General features: G+C 55.2%; 15 protein-coding genes. 5 read left to right on the top strand and 10 right to left on the bottom strand.

The genetic code is table 11. The features are described from left to right. Positions 1–40 precede the first annotated feature (40 nt). The gene (gene degS / locus L3068_RS20555; protein ID WP_014885421.1) at positions 41–1,108 is read left to right on the top strand and encodes an outer membrane-stress sensor serine endopeptidase DegS; all 1,068 of its coding nucleotides are present in this window, start codon (positions 41–43) and stop codon (positions 1,106–1,108) included. A gap of 90 nt (positions 1,109–1,198) precedes the next feature. Here the strand turns inward: degS and mdh are convergent, their stop codons facing one another. Beyond that, the gene (gene mdh / locus L3068_RS20560; protein WP_014885422.1) at positions 1,199–2,137 is read right to left on the bottom strand and encodes a malate dehydrogenase; all 939 of its coding nucleotides are present in this window, start codon (positions 2,135–2,137) and stop codon (positions 1,199–1,201) included. 397 nt (positions 2,138–2,534) lie between these two features. Here mdh and argR point away from each other — a divergent pair, with 397 nt between their 5' ends. The 3 genes from argR (at position 2,535) to yhcN (L3068_RS20575) (ending at position 4,022) form a co-directional block, all read left to right on the top strand. Continuing rightward, the gene (gene argR, locus L3068_RS20565) at positions 2,535–3,005 is read left to right on the top strand and encodes a transcriptional regulator ArgR (protein WP_008502836.1); all 471 of its coding nucleotides are present in this window, start codon (positions 2,535–2,537) and stop codon (positions 3,003–3,005) included. Positions 3,006–3,380: 375 nt separating this feature from the next. Next, on the top strand, positions 3,381–3,644 hold the full coding sequence (yhcN, locus tag L3068_RS20570; protein WP_014885423.1) for a peroxide/acid stress response protein YhcN: 264 nt from the start codon (positions 3,381–3,383) through the stop codon (positions 3,642–3,644). A 111-nt stretch (positions 3,645–3,755) separates the two neighbouring features. Next, the gene (yhcN, locus tag L3068_RS20575; RefSeq protein WP_014885424.1) at positions 3,756–4,022 is read left to right on the top strand and encodes a peroxide/acid stress response protein YhcN; all 267 of its coding nucleotides are present in this window, start codon (positions 3,756–3,758) and stop codon (positions 4,020–4,022) included. A gap of 67 nt (positions 4,023–4,089) precedes the next feature. On the opposite strand, the gene L3068_RS20580 is transcribed toward yhcN (L3068_RS20575), so the two are convergent. The 5 genes from L3068_RS20580 to aaeX form a co-directional block, all read right to left on the bottom strand. Then, positions 4,090–4,362 (bottom strand): barstar family protein, encoded by a 273-nt coding sequence (locus L3068_RS20580; RefSeq protein ID WP_014885425.1) that lies wholly within the window; start codon positions 4,360–4,362, stop codon positions 4,090–4,092. Between the two features lie 44 nt (positions 4,363–4,406). Further along, the gene (locus tag L3068_RS20585) at positions 4,407–5,861 is read right to left on the bottom strand and encodes an NAD-dependent succinate-semialdehyde dehydrogenase (protein ID WP_014885426.1); all 1,455 of its coding nucleotides are present in this window, start codon (positions 5,859–5,861) and stop codon (positions 4,407–4,409) included. Between the two features lie 89 nt (positions 5,862–5,950). Then, positions 5,951–7,918 (bottom strand): p-hydroxybenzoic acid efflux pump subunit AaeB, encoded by a 1,968-nt coding sequence (aaeB, locus tag L3068_RS20590; protein ID WP_014885427.1) that lies wholly within the window; start codon positions 7,916–7,918, stop codon positions 5,951–5,953. Between the two features lie 5 nt (positions 7,919–7,923). Continuing rightward, complete coding sequence (gene aaeA / locus L3068_RS20595; protein WP_014885428.1) at positions 7,924–8,856, bottom strand: p-hydroxybenzoic acid efflux pump subunit AaeA; 933 nt, start codon at positions 8,854–8,856, stop codon at positions 7,924–7,926. A 7-nt stretch (positions 8,857–8,863) separates the two neighbouring features. Continuing rightward, the gene (aaeX, locus tag L3068_RS20600; protein ID WP_003860416.1) at positions 8,864–9,067 is read right to left on the bottom strand and encodes a p-hydroxybenzoic acid efflux pump operon protein AaeX; all 204 of its coding nucleotides are present in this window, start codon (positions 9,065–9,067) and stop codon (positions 8,864–8,866) included. A 179-nt stretch (positions 9,068–9,246) separates the two neighbouring features. Here aaeX and aaeR point away from each other — a divergent pair, with 179 nt between their 5' ends. Next, a complete protein-coding gene (aaeR, locus tag L3068_RS20605) occupies positions 9,247–10,173 on the top strand; it encodes an HTH-type transcriptional activator AaeR (protein ID WP_032635411.1) in 927 nt (308 codons plus the stop codon). Between the two features lie 51 nt (positions 10,174–10,224). Here the strand turns inward: aaeR and tldD are convergent, their stop codons facing one another. The 4 genes from tldD to L3068_RS20625 form a co-directional block, all read right to left on the bottom strand. Beyond that, positions 10,225–11,670 (bottom strand): metalloprotease TldD, encoded by a 1,446-nt coding sequence (tldD, locus tag L3068_RS20610; protein WP_023331419.1) that lies wholly within the window; start codon positions 11,668–11,670, stop codon positions 10,225–10,227. Positions 11,671–11,754: 84 nt separating this feature from the next. Beyond that, positions 11,755–15,552, bottom strand: coding sequence for an AsmA2 domain-containing protein YhdP (gene yhdP, locus L3068_RS20615; protein WP_117581499.1), 3,798 nt, complete (start codon positions 15,550–15,552; stop codon positions 11,755–11,757). Positions 15,553–15,594: 42 nt separating this feature from the next. Next, the gene (gene rng / locus L3068_RS20620) at positions 15,595–17,064 is read right to left on the bottom strand and encodes a ribonuclease G (protein ID WP_014885432.1); all 1,470 of its coding nucleotides are present in this window, start codon (positions 17,062–17,064) and stop codon (positions 15,595–15,597) included. Further along, positions 17,054–17,647, bottom strand: a complete 594-nt coding sequence (locus L3068_RS20625) for a Maf family protein (protein WP_014885433.1) — start codon at positions 17,645–17,647, stop codon at positions 17,054–17,056. Before L3068_RS20625 ends, rng begins: the two co-directional genes overlap by 11 nt. Between the last annotated feature and the right edge of the window lie 4 nt (positions 17,648–17,651).

Here is a 17,651-nt window from a genome sequence, read left to right on the forward strand (position 1 = left end):
TTATGCTGCAAATCGTTCCTTTTATCACGACACGCGCATCATGCTTTCAAAGCTCTTACGTTCCATTGTTATCGGTTTGATTGTCGCTGGCCTGCTGCTGCTGGCGATGCCGTCTTTGCGTCAGTTCAATAAACTGTCCGCTCCCCAGTTCGACAGCGCGGATGAAACGCCCGCAACCTATAACACGGCCGTTCGCCGTGCCGCCCCTGCCGTGGTTAACGTTTATAACCGCGGCCTCAATAGCTCGGCCCATAACCAGCTTGAGATCCGCACGCTGGGCTCCGGGGTAATTATGGACGAGCGCGGCTACATTATTACCAACAAACATGTGATCAACGATGCCGACCAAATCATCGTTGCCCTGCAGGATGGTCGCGTGTTTGAAGCATTGCTGGTGGGTTCTGACAGCCTGACCGACCTTGCCGTGCTCAAAATCAATGCCACCGGGGGTTTGCCGGTCATTCCGATTAACCGCAAACGCACGCCACACATTGGCGACGTGGTCCTGGCTATTGGTAACCCTTACAACCTCGGCCAGACGATCACGCAGGGGATTATCAGCGCAACCGGTCGAATTGGCCTTAACCCGTCAGGGCGGCAGAATTTCCTGCAAACCGATGCGTCAATCAACCACGGTAACTCGGGTGGCGCGCTGGTTAACTCGCTGGGCGAACTGATGGGCATCAATACCCTCTCGTTCGATAAGAGCAACGACGGCGAGACGCCGGAGGGGATCGGCTTTGCTATTCCCTTCCAGCTGGCGACCAAGATTATGGATAAGCTGATTCGCGACGGGCGCGTCATCCGCGGCTATATCGGCATTGGCGGGCGCGAAATTGCACCGATGCATACCCAGGGCGGCGGTATCGATCAGATTCAGGGCATTGTGGTCAACGAGGTATCGCCTGGCGGTCCGGCGGCTAACGCGGGGATTCAGGTGAATGATGTCATTGTCTCGGTTAACGGCACACCGGCCGTCTCTGCCCTGGAGACGATGGACCAGGTGGCAGAAATTCGTCCGGGTTCGATCATCCCTGTTGAAGTCATGCGTAACGATAAAAAACTGACGCTGCATGTGACGGTTCAGGAATATCCGGCAACAAACTGACAGCCATAAAAAAACCGAAGCCAGTCAGTGCTTCGGTTTTTTTTGCCGGGTGGCGCTAACGCATACCCGGCCTACGGCAGTTGGCTCGTTTTACTTATTAACGAACTCTTCGCCCAGCGTGATATCTTTCTTCAGCGTATCCAGCATGCCTTCCATCGCGTTTTGCTCAAACGCGCTCAGCGTACCGATAGACTTACGTTCTTCAATACCATTTTTACCCAGCAGCAGCGGCTGAGAGAAGAAGCGGGCATGTTCGCCATCGCCTTCAACGTAAGCGCATTCAACAACGCCTTTTTCGCCCTGCAGAGCGCGAACCAGTGACAGACCGAAACGTGCCGCCGCCTGGCCCATAGACAGCGTTGCAGAACCGCCACCCGCCTTCGCTTCCACCACTTCGGTGCCCGCGTTCTGGATACGTTTGGTCAGGTCAGCCACTTCCTGCTCGGTAAAGCTCACGCCTGGGATCTGCGACAGCAGAGGCAGAATGGTGACACCAGAGTGACCGCCAATGACAGGCACTTCCACTTCTGTTGGCTGTTTGCCTTTCAGCTCAGCAACAAAGGTGTTGGAACGGATGATATCCAGCGTGGTCACGCCGAACAGTTTGTTTTTATCGTAAACACCTGCTTTCTTCAGCACTTCTGCCGCGATAGCGACGGTGGTGTTCACTGGGTTAGTGATGATGCCGATGCACGCTTTCGGGCAGACTTCAGCGATCTGCTGCACCAGGTTTTTCACGATGCCCGCGTTGACGTTAAACAGGTCTGAACGATCCATGCCTGGCTTACGCGCCACGCCTGCAGAAATCAGCACCACGTCAGCACCCTGCAGTGCAGGACGTGCATCTTCACCGGAGAAGCCTTTGATTTTTACAGCTGTCGGGATGTGGCTCAGGTCAACCGCCACACCTGGGGTTACCGGAGCAATATCGTACAGGGAGAGTTCTGAGCCTGAAGGCAGTTGGGTTTTCAGTAGTAGGGCAAGCGCCTGGCCGATACCACCAGCAGCGCCGAGGACTGCGACTTTCATCCTAAACTCCTTATTATGGTTAACTTAAGTATCTGTAAATCCGTTGCCGCGACCTTAATTCAGCAAGTCTTTAATTACAATTTTCGAAGCTAAAGAATTTGAGGTCACGCGTCTTTATCTCTCATCAGAAGGCTATCTGACGACAGAAGGCAACGCATTAAGAGGGGGTTACAATACACCCTGCCCCGCCACCAAAACAACATCATTTTGATAACATTTAATTTACTTTTAAGCTTATTTGCGTGGCGTGACCCAGGCATGTTTTCTGATAACGAAATCTGATAAAATCACTCCCTTTCATAACATTATTTCAGCCTTGCGCTGAGTAGATAATTTGCATAAAAATTCATCCACATGCATAATAATGTTGTTTCTTTCGTCATATTCCGGGTGACTTATGCGAAGCTCGTCTAAGCAAGAAGAATTAGTAAAGGCGTTTAAAGCGCTACTCAAAGAAGAGAAATTCAGTTCTCAGGGAGAAATTGTTCAGGCGCTGCAGGAACAAGGTTTCGATAACATCAATCAGTCGAAAGTCTCCCGCATGTTAACTAAGTTTGGCGCGGTACGTACCCGTAACGCGAAGATGGAGATGGTCTATTGCCTGCCGGCTGAACTTGGCGTGCCGACCACTTCCAGCCCCCTCAAAAATCTGGTTCTGGATATCGACTATAACGACGCCGTGGTGGTGATCCACACAAGCCCTGGTGCCGCACAGCTGATTGCCCGCATGCTGGACTCGTTAGGTAAAACGGAGGGCATCCTGGGTACCATCGCAGGCGACGACACCATTTTTACCACCCCAGCCAGCGGTTTCTCCGTAAAAGATCTCCACGAAGCGATTCTGGTTCTGTTCGAACAGGAACTGTAATCCTCTCTCCCCGTAGCGCTGCTACGGGGAACATCCTGCTCCAGCCTCGTTTTCCCCTGCATTCCACTGCCTCTGGTTTTAACAAATAGTGCTTTTTACCACCTATTAACATTCATCTGGTGAATGATAAATCAAAAAATCGCACAAAAAATCAAAAGCAGATATCCATCTGATTTGCTTAGATTTAAACACACTTAAAGCTCAAAAATCACTCAATATTATGCATTTTGGTTATAAAAAACGGTGTGTTTAACACGTAATAACACAGGAAACCATTAGTCTGGTATTAATTTTTTCCGTTATTAGTGTATACTTGATTTTGTGATGAGGGTCACGAAACAAGACCCCACTAAAAAATTCGACGAGGTAAGAATCATGAAAATCAAAACTACTGTAGCGGCGCTGAGCGTCCTGTCTGTCCTGTCCTTCGGTGCTTTCGCGGCTGACGCTATTAATGCTGACCAGGCACAATCCCGTGAGGCAATCGGTACGGTTTCGGTCGGCGCAGTCGGCACGTCGCCAATGGACATGCATGAAATGCTGAACAAAAAAGCGGAAGAAAAAGGTGCATCATCTTATCGCATCATCGAAGCGCGTTCCGGTGACCACTGGCACGCAACCGCAGAGCTGTACAAATAAGTTTTAGTTATCACTGAAGATGTAATTCTCCACTCAACGGCACCAGGCATAAAAATAGCGGTTTAACCCTTCTCGCCGTTGAGCAAAAAACCTTTTCCAGGAGTAAAGACTATGAAAACCAAATTGATCATCGCAACTCTCGGTCTGGCATCCGTTCTCTCTTTCGGCGCAAGCGCAGCCGTACAGCAAGTGAATGCCGACCAGGCACAAAATCTGCAGCGTATGGGCAGCGTATCCGTCACGTCGGTCACCGGCTCACCGATGGATATCCGTCAGGAACTTGCCGCCAAAGCTGAAAAAGCAGGCGCCAGCAGCTATCGCGTCACCGAACTGAATCAGGGTGACCACTGGCATGCCACGGCAGAACTGTATAAATAAACCCTCGTCGTATCTCATCATACGACTTGCCCCTGGCCTGATGGTCAGGGGCTTTTTTATGGCTTGCTCAGTGGCGAGCATTGAAACGCAGTTGTCCTTCCAGCTCTTCTTCCGCTTCATCGAACAGTAATATCAGCGCCCCGAAACGTCTGCGCAGCTTATCGGGCAGATGGATAAACTCTATTTCCAGCGGTAGCGGCAACAGACTGCCGGTTACCACATCCCACAGCGTATCCAGATTCGTCACGCTTTGCCGTTCAAGATCAAACACCCGAGTAAATTCCCGATAGAAGTCTTCCTGACTGTCTATCTCATCAAAATCAAAGGTATAGGTTTTCATTACCAGCCACCAGTCCAGGCGAGCGGCAGATGCCGCTCCATCTATTATAATCCCCCGATATGCAGGGTTTTAACTTCCAGATACTCTTCCAGCCCCAGCACCGATCCCTCACGCCCCAGGCCGGATTCTTTTACGCCGCCAAAGGGCCCCAGCTCTGTGGAGACGGCGCACTCGTTAATCCCAATCATTCCGCTTTCAATTGCCTGTGAAACGCGGAAGACCCGCGAGAGATTCTGTGTATAGAAGTACGCCGCCAGACCATAAGGCGTGTTGTTGGCACGCTGGATGACTTCATCTTCTGAGGTGAAACGGAAGCACGCCGCGACCGGGCCAAACGTCTCCTCTTCTGCCAGCTTCATCCCTTCATGACAGTCCCCCAGTACGGTTGGCATCCAGAAATTGCCGCCAAGGGAATGAGGTTTACCGCCCGCCAGCACGGTCGCGCCACGCGCAACAGCGTCGTCAACATGTTCACGTACCTTGTCGACCGCTGCACCTTCAATCAACGGCCCGACGACGACGCCGTCCTCAAGACCATTTCCCACCTTCAGCGCCTTCACCGCATCAGCGAGTTTATTCACGAATTTGTCGTAGACGGTTTCCTGAATATAGAAGCGGTTCACGCTGACGCAGACCTGCCCGGCATTGCGAAACTTATTGGCGATCGCGCCTTTCACAGCCGCGTCGATGTCTGCATCCTCAAAGACGATGTACGGAGCATTTCCCCCCAGCTCCATCGAGACTTTTTTCATGGTTTCTGCGGCGTTACGCACCAGCGTTTTGCCAACCGATGTCGAGCCGGTGAAGGAGATTTTTCGCACGTCCCGGCTGGCCATAATCGCGTCGCTGATTTCGTGCGTATTCCCGGCGACTGCGTTGAGTACCCCATCCGGTACGCCGGCCTGTTTTGCCAGCGTCAGCAGCGCAAAAGCGCTGAGCGGCGTGTTATTGGCCGGTTTGATTACCCCGGTGCATCCGGCTGCCAGCGCCGGGCCTAACTTGCGGGTGAGCATCGCCATCGGGAAGTTCCACGGCGTGATAGCCGCGACAACACCTATCGGTTCACGGGTCGCCAGAATGCGCGAGCCGGGTTTGATCGGCGGAATAATTTCACCGTTCGCACGCTTGGCCTCTTCGGCAAACCACTGGATAAAGCTGGCGGCGTACTCCACTTCACCTTCCGCTTCTTTCAGGGGCTTACCCTGTTCGGTGGTCATTAGCCGTCCGAGCCAGCTTTTATTCTCAATAATCAGTTCGTACCAGCGGTAAAGAATGGCCGAACGCTCTTTCGCGGTTTTGGCGCGCCATGCAGGGAAAGCCTGGGTGGCGGCAGCAATTGCGGCTTCGGTCTCTGCTTTGCCGGCTTTCGCGACGCGGGCGATGACTTCCCCGGTAGCCGGGTTAAGCACATCAAACGTCGTATCCAGCGGTTTCCAGAGGCCGTTAACCAGATAGCCGGTCTGAAAAAGGGTATTGTCCTGAAGCGCCTGGGTCGTCATGTGTCCTCCCTTTCTGAATGTAAGAACGTGCTGGAATAAGTATAGCCACAAAAAAACCGACGCTTTTGGCGTCGGTTTTTTTACTTCAGTCAGTTATCGGTGAGGGCATTTTGATAGCGACGCAGCATCAGCGCCAGCCGCCCTACCGGTTCGGTGACCTGAAGCGGTGCATCCCAGTGCTTAAGCTTTTCCTGATAGATATCGAGCTCTTCAAGCAGCTGCGTAAAGTAACGGCGACGTTTGTCATCACTGCTGGCGGAAAGCACATGGTCCGCGGTACGACGCAGCTGACGGTGCCAGGCGGAGAGATCGTCGTTGATCGGCACCGGTGCACTGCGCAGACGCTGGTGCGCGATAATCATGGTTAACGCCAGGCGGAACTTCGCGATGTCGCCCGGAAACTTATTCAGCAGTAAAAACAGCTGCTGATAGAGCGCCGGGAGGTGGTTCTCTTTACGACGCGCGGTATTGGTGGTCATCGACGACACGGCGGCAGAAACAAACTGATTCAATAACACACGCCCCGTCCGCGCCTGTGAGTTATCCCGCACCAGCAGAATGACCATCATCGCCAGGAAACAGCCCACCAGCTGGCCCAGCGCGCTGTCGAGGAACTGGCTGAAATGGAAAGTCATCGGGTTATCGAGCACGATGATGTTAATCGTACTCGCCAGCGCCCCCAGCGATCCCAGGCGACGCTTTTGCACTTCAATGCCGATAAAGAACGCCATCACCGCCAGGCTAATACAGAGCAGCAACATGCTTTGTTGCGTCGACGGGATGATGACCAGGAAATAGAGCGCCCCTATCGGCAGGGCGGCAATGGTACCGTAGAGGAAATCAACGGCAACCATACGGGGGTTAGGCAGACGCATCGCCAGTGCGGTCACAACGGCAATCATCACCATCGCGCCGCTGCCAGACGTCCAGCCTGTCCACAACCAGAACAGCGTACCGAGCATACAGGCAAGCGTGGTACGCCAGAAGTTGACCATCGCGTGGTGGCGTTCGGCAGATTCGGCCTTGATGACCACTTCACCCTGGAGGACCTCTTCTTCCGCCGCGCTAATTTTAGTGTTGCCGATCACGCCACGTTTCAGCAGCAGATAGCGCGTCGCGGCCCCGACCCAGGTGTAGATGGTCACCGGCGTGTCGCGCTCCCCGGTCCAGGCGATCACCCGACGCATACGCTTAAGCTGTTTATGCACGTCCTGCACGGTTTCCACCGGCTCGGCAAACAGCTCACGGAACGTATCGGTGACCGCTTCCGGACGGGTGTTCTGGATGAGATACGTTTCACACGCCTGGGTAATCAGCGTCAGGGAAACAGTATTGAGGGCTTTCAGGCGGCGGTTCGCACGGGCCCAGCGCGAGGACTCCATGTTGAGGTTGCTACGCATCCCCTCCAGCGCCTGCGTCCGGCGAACCAGCCCGCTCCAGGCGTTATCCACCTCTTCACTGTCGCCATGCTTAATGCACAGCTGCATCAGCTGGTACTGGGCAACGATCAGCGCGTCAAGTTCACGGTCGACTTCCTGTTTGATGGAGCGTGGAGAGAAAAGCAGGTCAGCGACAATCGCACTCACAATACCGATCACAATCTCGCTGCAGCGCTCAACGGCAAACTGCGGCGCGAGCAAAGGTTCAGACTGAATGGTGATGATAATAATCAGCGCGGTATAACCCGCCAGCCCCCAGGCGTAGGAGTTTTCCACTTTCACCAGAGACGAAATCCAGGTGCAGAAACCCGCCCAGATACAGCACACCATCAGCATCAGCAATGGCGTGCGGATCATCAGAATAATAATGGTGAGTGCCGCGAAACAGCCGATAAACGTCCCGATGATACGCAGCATCCCACGATAGCGGATCGCGCCAGAATAGGGTTCCCCACCCGCGGCAAAGGCAGGACCCGCCGCAACTATTGCAGCCGTCAGGACCGCCCAGCGAGGGGTTTCAAGCTGGAAGTGAAAGCCAACAAACAGCGCCAGCACAATTGCACAGGCCAGCTTCACGGCGAAGCGAATGTGCTGGCTGGCGATGGAAAAGATACCCATGGCGATTAACCAAACTCGCGCAGGCGATGGGCAATTTTACGGAAGAAGGAGTCCTGGCTGGCATCCCGATCTTTTTCACCGGTGATCACCACCGTCGCCGTGGTCCCCGCTGGCCACAGGTTGCCCTGCTGTTCATCAAGGTGAATACGTACCGGCACACGCTGCGCCAGACGCACCCATTCCAGGTTGGAATCCACCGTCGCCATTCCTTTAGTATCGTTAGAGCTGCTGGAGTTGGTCACCCCTGCAGCGACACTGTCGACGGTACCTTTGAAGACGCGGTTACTGCCCAGCGGCGTGATTTCCGCACGATAACCCGGACGCACGCCTTCCAGCTTGGTCTCTTCCATATAGGCGAGCACGTAGAAGGAGTTCTGTTTAACCAGCGCCACGGCAGTGGAGCCACGGGTAATAAACTCCCCGGCATAGACATTGAGGTTAGTGACCCAGCCGTCGGATGGCGCGCGGATCACGGTGCGCTCCAGATCGAGCTTAGCGAGATCGCGCGTGGCTTGCGCTTTCGCCAGCTGGTGCAGCACGGTTTGCAGCACGTTGTTAGACTGGTCTATCTCTTCACGGGACATGGCCTGAACGCCCAACTGGTTACGGCGGCCCGCCTCACGGCGTTTTTCCGATGCCAGCGCCTGGTAATAGGCGACATCTGCTTCCGCTTCTTCCAGCGCCTTCTGGTAACGAGGCTGGTCGATGGTGAACAGAACCTGATCTTTTTTCACCAGCTGGTTATCGTGAACATTCACCGCCGTGATTAGACCAGCCACATCGGGGGCGATGGCCACGACATCCGCGCTGAAGCGCGCATCACGCGTCCACGGTGATTCGGTGTAATAGACCCAGGCACGAAAAATAGCGATGAAGGCGAGGATAACCAGCGCCATCGTGATGGCAGTGCGGGAGATTTTTCTTGTTAGCGTTTTCACATCAACCTCAGACAAACATGCGCGATATCAGGTAAAACAGGCAGCAATACAGCGCGGTATTGAACAATGCAGGGTGCCAGACGAAATCGTAAATCCCGGTAGGGACCAGCACCTTGCGCACCAGCCAGAAGATCGCCAGTGATAAAAGTAGCTCGAAAAATATCGGTGGGAACGACAGACCGAACACCACGATAACGGGAAACAGACTCATGTTGACCTTGATAAGAGAGAGTGCAGGCTTCAGAATTTTTTAGCGCACGCCATCGCAGAAGAGCAAGAAACGTCGGGCGAGAATGGCGCAGCCGTTATGTAATTAATAATATATTAACGTAACTGTTATGCTGTTATCTATAATATGTGATCTAAATCACTTTTAAGCCAGAGTGAACAATGGAACGTTTAAAACGCATGTCGGTCTTCGCCAAAGTGGTTGAACTGGGTTCGTTTACCGCCGCGGCACGTCAGCTTCAGATGAGCGTCTCATCCATTAGCCAGACGGTCTCTAAACTGGAAGATGAGTTACAGGTCAAGCTGCTCAACCGCAGTACCCGCAGCATTGGGCTGACGGAGGCGGGTAAAATTTACTATCAGGGCTGCCGACGCATGATGCACGAAGTACAAGACGTCCATGAACAGCTCTACGCCTTTAACAACACCCCGATCGGCACACTCCGTATAGGGTGTTCTTCAACTATGGCTCAAAATGTACTCGCTGCCATGACCGCGGATATGCTGAAGGAGTACCCCGGGCTTAGCGTCAATCTGGTGACAGGTATCCCGGCGCCGGATCTGATCGCCGATGGTCTGGACGTGGTGATCCGCGTGGGGGCGTTGCAGGATTCCAGCCTCTTCTCGCGTCGACTGGGCAGCATGCCGATGGTTGTCTGCGCCTCGAAAAGCTATCTTGCGCAGTACGGCGTTCCGGAGAAACCCGCGGATCTCACCAACCACTCCTGGCTGGAGTACAGCGTGCGACCCGACAATGAATTCGAGTTGATTGCCCCGGAGGGGATCTCCACCCGGCTGCTGCCGGAAGGGCGATTCGTCACTAACGATCCGATGACTATTTCGCGCTGGCTGGTGGCCGGTGCGGGGATCGCCTACGTCCCGTTGATGTGGGTGATCAATGAGATCAACAGCGGCGTGCTGGAGATCCTTTTCCCTCGCTATCAATCCGATCCGCGCCCGGTCTACGCCCTGTATACCGAAAAGGACAAGCTGCCGCTCAAAGTGCAGGTGTGTATCAACTATCTGACCGACTATTTTGTGGACGTGGCAGAGCTGTTTCAGGGGATGCGGGGAAGAAGGAAAGAATAGGCCTTTCCCCTCTCCCCGTTGGGGAGAGGGTTAGGGTGAGGCGGTGAAAAACTACGCTGTACCGCCCACCGTCAGATTATCCACTTTCAGGGTTGGCTGGCCGACGCCAACCGGCAGGCTCTGGCCCTCTTTACCGCAGACGCCCACGCCGTTGTCCAGCTTCAGATCGTTACCGACCATAGAGATCTGCTGCATGGCTTCGATACCGGAACCAATCAGGGTCGCACCTTTTACCGCTTTGGTCACTTTTCCCTTCTCAATCAGATACGCTTCTGAGGTAGAGAAGACAAATTTACCGGAGGTGATGTCCACCTGGCCGCCGCCAAAGTTTGGCGCAAAGATACCGTAATCTACAGACTCGATAATCTCCTGCGGCGTGGATTTGCCCGGCAACATGTAAGTATTGGTCATGCGCGGCATTGGCAGGTGCGCGTAAGATTCACGACGGCCGTTACCCGTTGGCGCGACACCCATCAGGCGCGCGTTGAGTTTGTCCTGCATGTAACCTTTCAGCACGCCGTTTTCAATCAGCACATTGTACTGGCCTGGCGTACCTTCATCATCGATAGCCACCGAACCGCGACGGTCAGGCATGGTGCCATCATCCACCACGGTGCACAGCTCAGATGAGACGAGCTGTCCAATCTGACCGCTGAACACGGATGTCCCGCGACGGTTAAAGTCGCCTTCCAGACCGTGGCCCACCGCTTCGTGCAGCAGCACGCCCGGCCAGCCTGCGCCCAGCACCACCGGGAACGTCCCGGCGGGAGCCGCAACAGCATTAAGATTCACCAGCGCCATGCGCACGGCTTCTTTTGCCCACGCGTCAGCGCGCGCTTCGCCATCTACATCGCCCAGGAACCAGTCATAGCCGAAACGACCGCCGCCGCCGCTGGAGCCACGCTCGCGTTTACCGTTGTCATCAACCTGCACGCTGATGGAAAGACGCACCAGCGGACGCACATCGGCGGCCAGCGTACCGTCCGTTGCCGCCACCAGAATCAGTTCATAAACACCGCTCAGGCTGGCAGAGACTTCCTGCACGCGTTTATCTGCAGCACGCGCCACTTTGTCCACGCGGCGCAAAATATCCAGCTTCTCTTCGCGGCTCATGCTTTGCAGCGGATCGATACTGGTATAGAGCGCAGAGTGCGACACTTCACCGAGGGTTTTCACACGGCCATCGCCAGTATCACGCACAATGGTACGCGCAGCCTGCGCACTTTGCTCCAGCGCAGCCAGGCTAATCTGGTCGGCATAGGCAAAACCGGTTTTCTCACCGCTGACGGCGCGCACGCCGACGCCCTGGTCAATGTTATAAGAACCATCTTTGATGATGCTGTCTTCTAAAACCCAAGATTCGTGATAGCTCGACTGGAAATAGAGATCGCCGTAGTCGAGACGGCGTTCGGTCAGTTGACCAAGAATGGAGAACAGGTCCTGATGGCTCAGGCCGTTCGCTGCGAGCAAATGTTCACTTACCAGGTTCAGACTCATCGTATTGCTACTCGTTCGTTGCCGCCCGTGGCGGTATAAAAATCGTATTTATTGAGAGTGAGGCAATTACCTGCCCACGTCAAATCATTGCTGTGCATCTTTGCGCGGCTGGCGCAGTACCTCGTTAATCTGGGGTTTATCCACCGGACCGGTAATGCGATAGCGCAGAATCGAAACTTTGCTCCACAGCGGGCCCAGCACTTTACTGGCAGCAAATACCGCCGCACCGACTATCGGGTTCACCACAAACGCCGCCGCCACGCCCACGCTCGCGGAAATTTCCGGCGCCACCACGGCTTCCATATCCAGCTCACGGCGTACCAGATTGACTGAGCCTTTCATGGCGATATCCGCTTCCAGGCCGTCTACCAGCGTGTCATCCGTATGCATCACGCCGTCCTTTATCCACGCCGTGCTGCGGATGGAATCGTAGTAGAAACCTTCGCTGAAGGTGTCGCTGAAATCGAAGCGCAGCTTGCGCAGCAGCGCATCAAAACTCAGCAGGCGCAGGATCTGCCCGGCGCGCCCCGTGCTCACATCGGCGATTTCCCCCTTGCCAAAGCGGGTTTTTAAAATACCGTTCAGTGACGCTTCGTCTGGCTTCCACGGCGCGTCTCGCCAGTGAAGATCGTAATTCACGTCAAATGACGATCCCCGCAGCGGCGTAGTGATGCCAAAGAAATTGGTTGCCGCATCCAGTTTGTTGCCTTTAATGTCGCCCTTCAGGGAGGTCCGCTGTTCGCCCGGGTTATTGACCCATTCCCCTGCGGCTGTCATGCGGCCAAAACCGGTATCGACCAGGCCGCCGGAGAGCGTAAGCGTATTCCCCTGGATGGCAAAATCGCCGTCGATACGGCCATATTTTTGCCCCCACAGCCAGCATTCCGCGCAGCGCAGATGGAGATCGGGCCAGCCGCTAAAATCGACGCGGGAGGCTTGACTCAGCGGCGATGTATTCGCCGGTTGATCTTTACTCGCGGTGGCCGGGTTGTAGTAGAGATAGCGAATCGCTGCCTGCCACGGCGCGTTATTACGCATGGTAAGCGTGCCGTTGATCTCCCGACCCTGCGCCTCCACTTTAGAGCCATTCGCGGTGGGCTGAGAAACAATGCTAAGGTTGTTCCACTGCTGTCCGCCCAACATCAGCGACGGCGTGCGTACCGTAACGGTTTGCGGGAACTGGGCGGCTTCATCCACGTTTTGTCCAACGCCTTTCTGGAACAGCGCCAGCCACTCCGCGCCATCCATCGGCGGAAGATTGAGCTCAACGCCCGCATGGTCGGGCAGTGGCGGCGTGGTTTTGCTGTCCGTCGTCCAGATAGCCCTGTCGAGGGTGAATTTGCGATTAAGCAGCCAGCGGCTGTTGAAATGGTTTGTGCTGCCCGCATTTCCGGTCAACGCAAAGCTGTTCAGGTTGCCATCGACGTTGACCTTCACCGGCAGCGATTGTCCGGCCTGTTTATCCAGCGGCGCGGGCAACTGGCTGTGGATGTTTTTCAGGTCACCCGTGATGTCGACCTTATACTGCACGCCTGCGTGATACGGCAGCTCAATAGCCACTTTGCCGTTCCAGGCTACCGTGCCATCCACTGATGACGCGATCGGCTTCGGCAGGACGTCCATACGCGCAGGCTGCCAGTTACCGTCCAGATTGACGGCCACCTGGTAAGCTTTTTCACCCTCAGTGGTTGTGAAGTCAATATTCACCGGCTGATTAAACCAGCTGGCGGTCAGCGGCTCGCTCTTGAGGTTACCATTCACAAAACTGAACTGCCCGCTGAGGTTTTTCAGGGTGCTCTCAAGCGGTTTAATGTACAGACTGTTGTTCTTCAGACGGACATCACCTTTGGCGGTGGTCATCTCACCGTCCAGCGGGATATCAAGATGTAAGCGAGCATTCACATCGCCATCAAGCTGGAGCTGCTGCAGCGTCGCCGCCAGAGACTCTTTCAGCGGCGTCTCCTCAAAGTACGGCCCCACCGCTTTACCTGGACCGTTAATGTCGGCATCAATAAGCAGCTTCTCTTTTGAGTAGTCCGGGATGTTAGCCGTCAGGTTGCTGGCCGTCACGCCGCCCAGCGCAACGCTGTCAGACTTCATCCATAAGCCGTCATTGAGGAAGTTAAGTTCGATATCCAGGTTTTTCAGCGCAGGCCAGCCAGGCTGGAACGCGAAGGTGGCGTTGTGCAGCGGCACCAGCACCTGGAACTGACCTTCATTATGTTTGTACGGGAAAAGGTGCGGATTACCACCGTAGACCAGTGTGGCATTATCCGCCTGACCGCCCTGAATCGCGCCGCTCAGATAGTCGACCAGCGCTTTCCCCATCAGGTTTTCCGGGAAATAGCGCCAGGCCTGAGAACCATCATCGGTACTGATGCCGGCCAGAATACCCAGCCAGGGCTCATCGCCATCTGGCTGCAGGTAGCGGAAATCGCCGCGTGCATGCACCGCTTTGGCTTTGACGTCGATATGCCTGCCATCAAGCTGGAAGCCCTTATCATTACGGAGCCAGTTCAGCACCGCATTGCCCTGTTCAATTTCCAGCGGCGCACGGAAGACCGTCTCGTAAGGCATTTTGGCGTGGTGCATATCCACCGTCAGCCTGCCGTTTTCCACGCTACCTTCCAGCTTGCCGCTGAAGTGCTCGGCTCCTGGAAGCAGCTTCCACTGCTTCCAGGCAAGATCGTTCCACGAGGCCTGGAAACGGGTTTTCTCTGTGGCCTGAAGCGGGATATCCAGCGCCAGCGCATCAATCTTGCCGCTCGGCTGCGTTGCCAGCCAAATCTCGCCCAAATCCGGGGAGAGTTTCGCCGCCATTGAGCGCAGGCCTTCGATGGCTGTCAGATCCAGGTTACTGGCGCGGATACGCAGCTCATCGCTGCGTTTACTGGCCGCGCCGCCCACGTCCTGCTCCGGCATCCAGGCCAGCGTCAGCGCACCGCGCGGCCACGGCTTGCCGTCCATCGTGATGCGCGTATCCGGAATAGCAAACTGCCAGCCCTCTTTCTCCTGCGTCACATGCGCGGTGAGGTTATCGACGGAAAGCTGATGCTGCTGATTTTCGCCCTTCCAGCTTGCTCCCCCTTGCTTCAGCCAGATATCGCCGCTGGCGAATTTTCCCTTCGTCAGGGTTAGCCAGCCCTCAAGGCTAAAGCGGGCGGTTTCCAGCTGCATGTTTTGCTGTAACCAGTCGCCGAGCCAGGGCTTCACGTCCACATCGTCGGCCTGCAGCCAGACTTTACCGTTGTTTAGCAGGCCGTCATCGTCGCGCAGATCCATACGTACCTGCATCACGCCGTGCTGGCCGTTCAGGCTGGACAGGCTCACCAGTCCTTCCGCGCGGTGTCGGTTCTTGCCGTTAAGCCAGGTGAGCTGCGGGATCGCCAGTTCGGCGCGCTGGCCGGAAAGGGTAATAAAGCTCACTTCGCTGTCGCGCAGATCGAAATGATCGAACTGACGGAGGAAGAGATCGCTGAAGCGGTTGGCTTCCAGGCCCTGATTATCCTCACCGCCCGTTAGCGGCGTATTGGTCAGAAACTGAAGCTGGTAAAAGGTGAGATCGCGAAACTGCCAGCGCAGATGCAGCAGGCTTTGCCAGACGTCCAGCGCCAGGGTCACGCGTTTGATTTTCAGATGGCCGCCATCTTTCAGGCTGGCATTGATATCCCGGACGTCGAGCGTCGGGCCAAAATTTTGCCAGCTGGCGCTTAGCTGGCTTACGTCGACCGGCACACCGGTGGTAGATTCGATTTTTGCCAGCAGCTGCGGACGCCAGCTGTCGAGATGCGGCAAAACGAGGCGTAGCCCGCTCACGAGCAACGCGACAATCACGACCAGCGTTGCCCCTGTAAGCAATAAAATCCCCGGCAATCGCCTCACGCATCTCTCCTTGTCAGCTTTCGTCACGCAGCGTACTGCGTTTTACATCATCACAACGTCAAACTGCTCCTGGTTATAGAGCGGTTCAATTTGTACTTTTACCTGTTTGCCGACAAAGATTTCCACTTCCGCCAGCGCGTGCGACTCTTCGCCTTTCAACGCTTCCGCCACCGCAGGGGAAGCATAGACCAGAAAACGGTCGGAGTCGTAGGCGTGATGAACTCGGACGATTTCACGCATAATTTCGTAGCAGACGGTCTCAACCGTCTTTACCGTTCCGCGTCCATGGCAGGTTGGGCATTCATTACACAGCACATGCTCAACGCTTTCTCGGGTGCGCTTACGCGTCATTTCCACCAGCCCCAGCTGCGAGAAACCGTTAATGCTGGTTTTCACGCGATCCTTACTCAGCGCCTGCTCCAGTGAATGCAGCACGCGGCGGCGGTGATCTTCATTACTCATATCGATGAAGTCGATGATGATAATGCCGCCGAGATTGCGCAGACGCAGCTGGCGGGCAATCGCCTGCGTGGCTTCAATGTTGGTGTTGAAGATGGTGTCATCGAGGTTGCGATGGCCAACAAACGCGCCGGTGTTGATATCGACGGTGGTCATCGCTTCGGTCTGATCGATAATCAGATACCCGCCGGACTTGAGCTCAACCTTACGCTCCAGGGCACGCTGGATCTCGTTTTCGACATCATAGAGATCGAAGATAGGCTGACGCCCGGTGTAGTGCTCCAGCAGGCCCGGCATTTCCGGGATGTATTCAGCGGTAAATTCCAGCAGCGCTTCATACGTCAGGCGAGAGTCCACGCGAATGCGGTCGAGCTGCGCATCGGCAAAGTCACGCAGAACGCGCTGAGCCAGCGCCAGCTCACCGTAAAGCTGGTAGCGGGTCTGGTTGCGTTTTTTACGCTCCATCACTTTGGTCCAGACGCGCTTAAGGTATGCGGCATCGGATGCCAGATCGTCTTCGCTGATCCCTTCCGCGGCGGTGCGGATAATAAACCCGCCCTGTTCATCGCAGTAGGCGCTGACCACTTTCTTCAAACGCTCGCGCTCGCTTTCGCTCTCAATGCGCTGCGAAACGCCGACGTGTGACGCGCCGGGCATAAAGACCAGATAACGGGAGGGTAAGGTGATGTCGGTGGTCAGACGAGCGCCTTTGGTGCCCAGGGGATCTTTCACCACCTGCACCATTAAGTCCTGTCCCTGACGCACCAGTTCGGAAATATCGCGCACGGCAAACTGCTTTTGCTCTTCGCCCGCAACGCACTCGGTGTGCGGCATGATATCGGAGGCATGTAAAAATGCCGCCTTATCCAGACCAATATCTACAAAAGCCGCCTGCATACCCGGCAGTACACGACTGACACGACCTTTGTAGATATTGCCTACTATTCCGCGCCGCGCTTCACGCTCAATATGAATTTCCTGAAGAATGCCACCGTCAATATAGGCCACACGGGTTTCCGATGGCGTTACGTTTACCAACAATTCAGCCGTCATAATTATCCCTTCCCTCACGCAGTGAGTTAAAATTGCTGAGCAACTCATACGTTTCCACCAGCGGTAAGCCGACTACGGCGTGATAGCTGCCATGAATCTTCCTGACAAAACAGCCACCCAGCCCCTGAATACCGTATGCACCTGCTTTATCCATCGGTTCACCGCTGGCAATATAAGCGGCGATCTCGTCGTCGGTAAGTACTCTGAACGTGACATCGGTTACCACCAGACAATCCAGCACGTGCTGGCTATCCGCCAGCGCGACCGCCGTCATTACCTGATGCGTTTGCCCGGACATTTTGCGCAGCATACGCGCCGCATGTTCGGTATCGTGCGGTTTCTCAAGCACTTCACCATTAAGGATAACGATGGTATCTGCTCCCAGCACCGGCAGATCGCGGGGCACTAACGCCACGCCCGCCTGCGCTTTCTCGCGCGCCAGGCGAGAGACGTATTGCTGCGCACTTTCGCCCTCAGCACGTTTTTCTTCAATGCCGGTCACGATGCGTTCAAAAGATACCCCTAACTGGGTCAGGAGTTCCTGACGGCGCGGGGAACCGGAAGCGAGATACAAAGACGTCATAGAA

Source organism: Enterobacter cloacae complex sp. ECL414 (genome assembly GCF_021869685.1).
Classification (GTDB): domain Bacteria; phylum Pseudomonadota; class Gammaproteobacteria; order Enterobacterales; family Enterobacteriaceae; genus Enterobacter; species Enterobacter kobei.

Excerpts from the sequence above, each read along its gene's own strand:
- degS (WP_014885421.1), top strand. The coding sequence starts at position 41 with ATGCTTTCAAAGCTCTTACGTTCCATTGTTATCGGTTTGATTGTCGCT.
- mdh (WP_014885422.1), bottom strand. The coding sequence starts at position 2,137 with ATGAAAGTCGCAGTCCTCGGCGCTGCTGGTGGTATCGGCCAGGCGCTT.
- argR (WP_008502836.1), top strand. The coding sequence starts at position 2,535 with ATGCGAAGCTCGTCTAAGCAAGAAGAATTAGTAAAGGCGTTTAAAGCG.
- yhcN (WP_014885423.1), top strand. The coding sequence starts at position 3,381 with ATGAAAATCAAAACTACTGTAGCGGCGCTGAGCGTCCTGTCTGTCCTG.
- yhcN (WP_014885424.1), top strand. The coding sequence starts at position 3,756 with ATGAAAACCAAATTGATCATCGCAACTCTCGGTCTGGCATCCGTTCTC.
- L3068_RS20580 (WP_014885425.1), bottom strand. The coding sequence starts at position 4,362 with ATGAAAACCTATACCTTTGATTTTGATGAGATAGACAGTCAGGAAGAC.
- L3068_RS20585 (WP_014885426.1), bottom strand. The coding sequence starts at position 5,861 with ATGACGACCCAGGCGCTTCAGGACAATACCCTTTTTCAGACCGGCTAT.
- aaeB (WP_014885427.1), bottom strand. The coding sequence starts at position 7,918 with ATGGGTATCTTTTCCATCGCCAGCCAGCACATTCGCTTCGCCGTGAAG.
- aaeX (WP_003860416.1), bottom strand. The coding sequence starts at position 9,067 with ATGAGTCTGTTTCCCGTTATCGTGGTGTTCGGTCTGTCGTTCCCACCG.
- aaeR (WP_032635411.1), top strand. The coding sequence starts at position 9,247 with ATGGAACGTTTAAAACGCATGTCGGTCTTCGCCAAAGTGGTTGAACTG.
- tldD (WP_023331419.1), bottom strand. The coding sequence starts at position 11,670 with ATGAGTCTGAACCTGGTAAGTGAACATTTGCTCGCAGCGAACGGCCTG.
- rng (WP_014885432.1), bottom strand. The coding sequence starts at position 17,064 with ATGACGGCTGAATTGTTGGTAAACGTAACGCCATCGGAAACCCGTGTG.
- L3068_RS20625 (WP_014885433.1), bottom strand. The coding sequence starts at position 17,647 with ATGACGTCTTTGTATCTCGCTTCCGGTTCCCCGCGCCGTCAGGAACTC.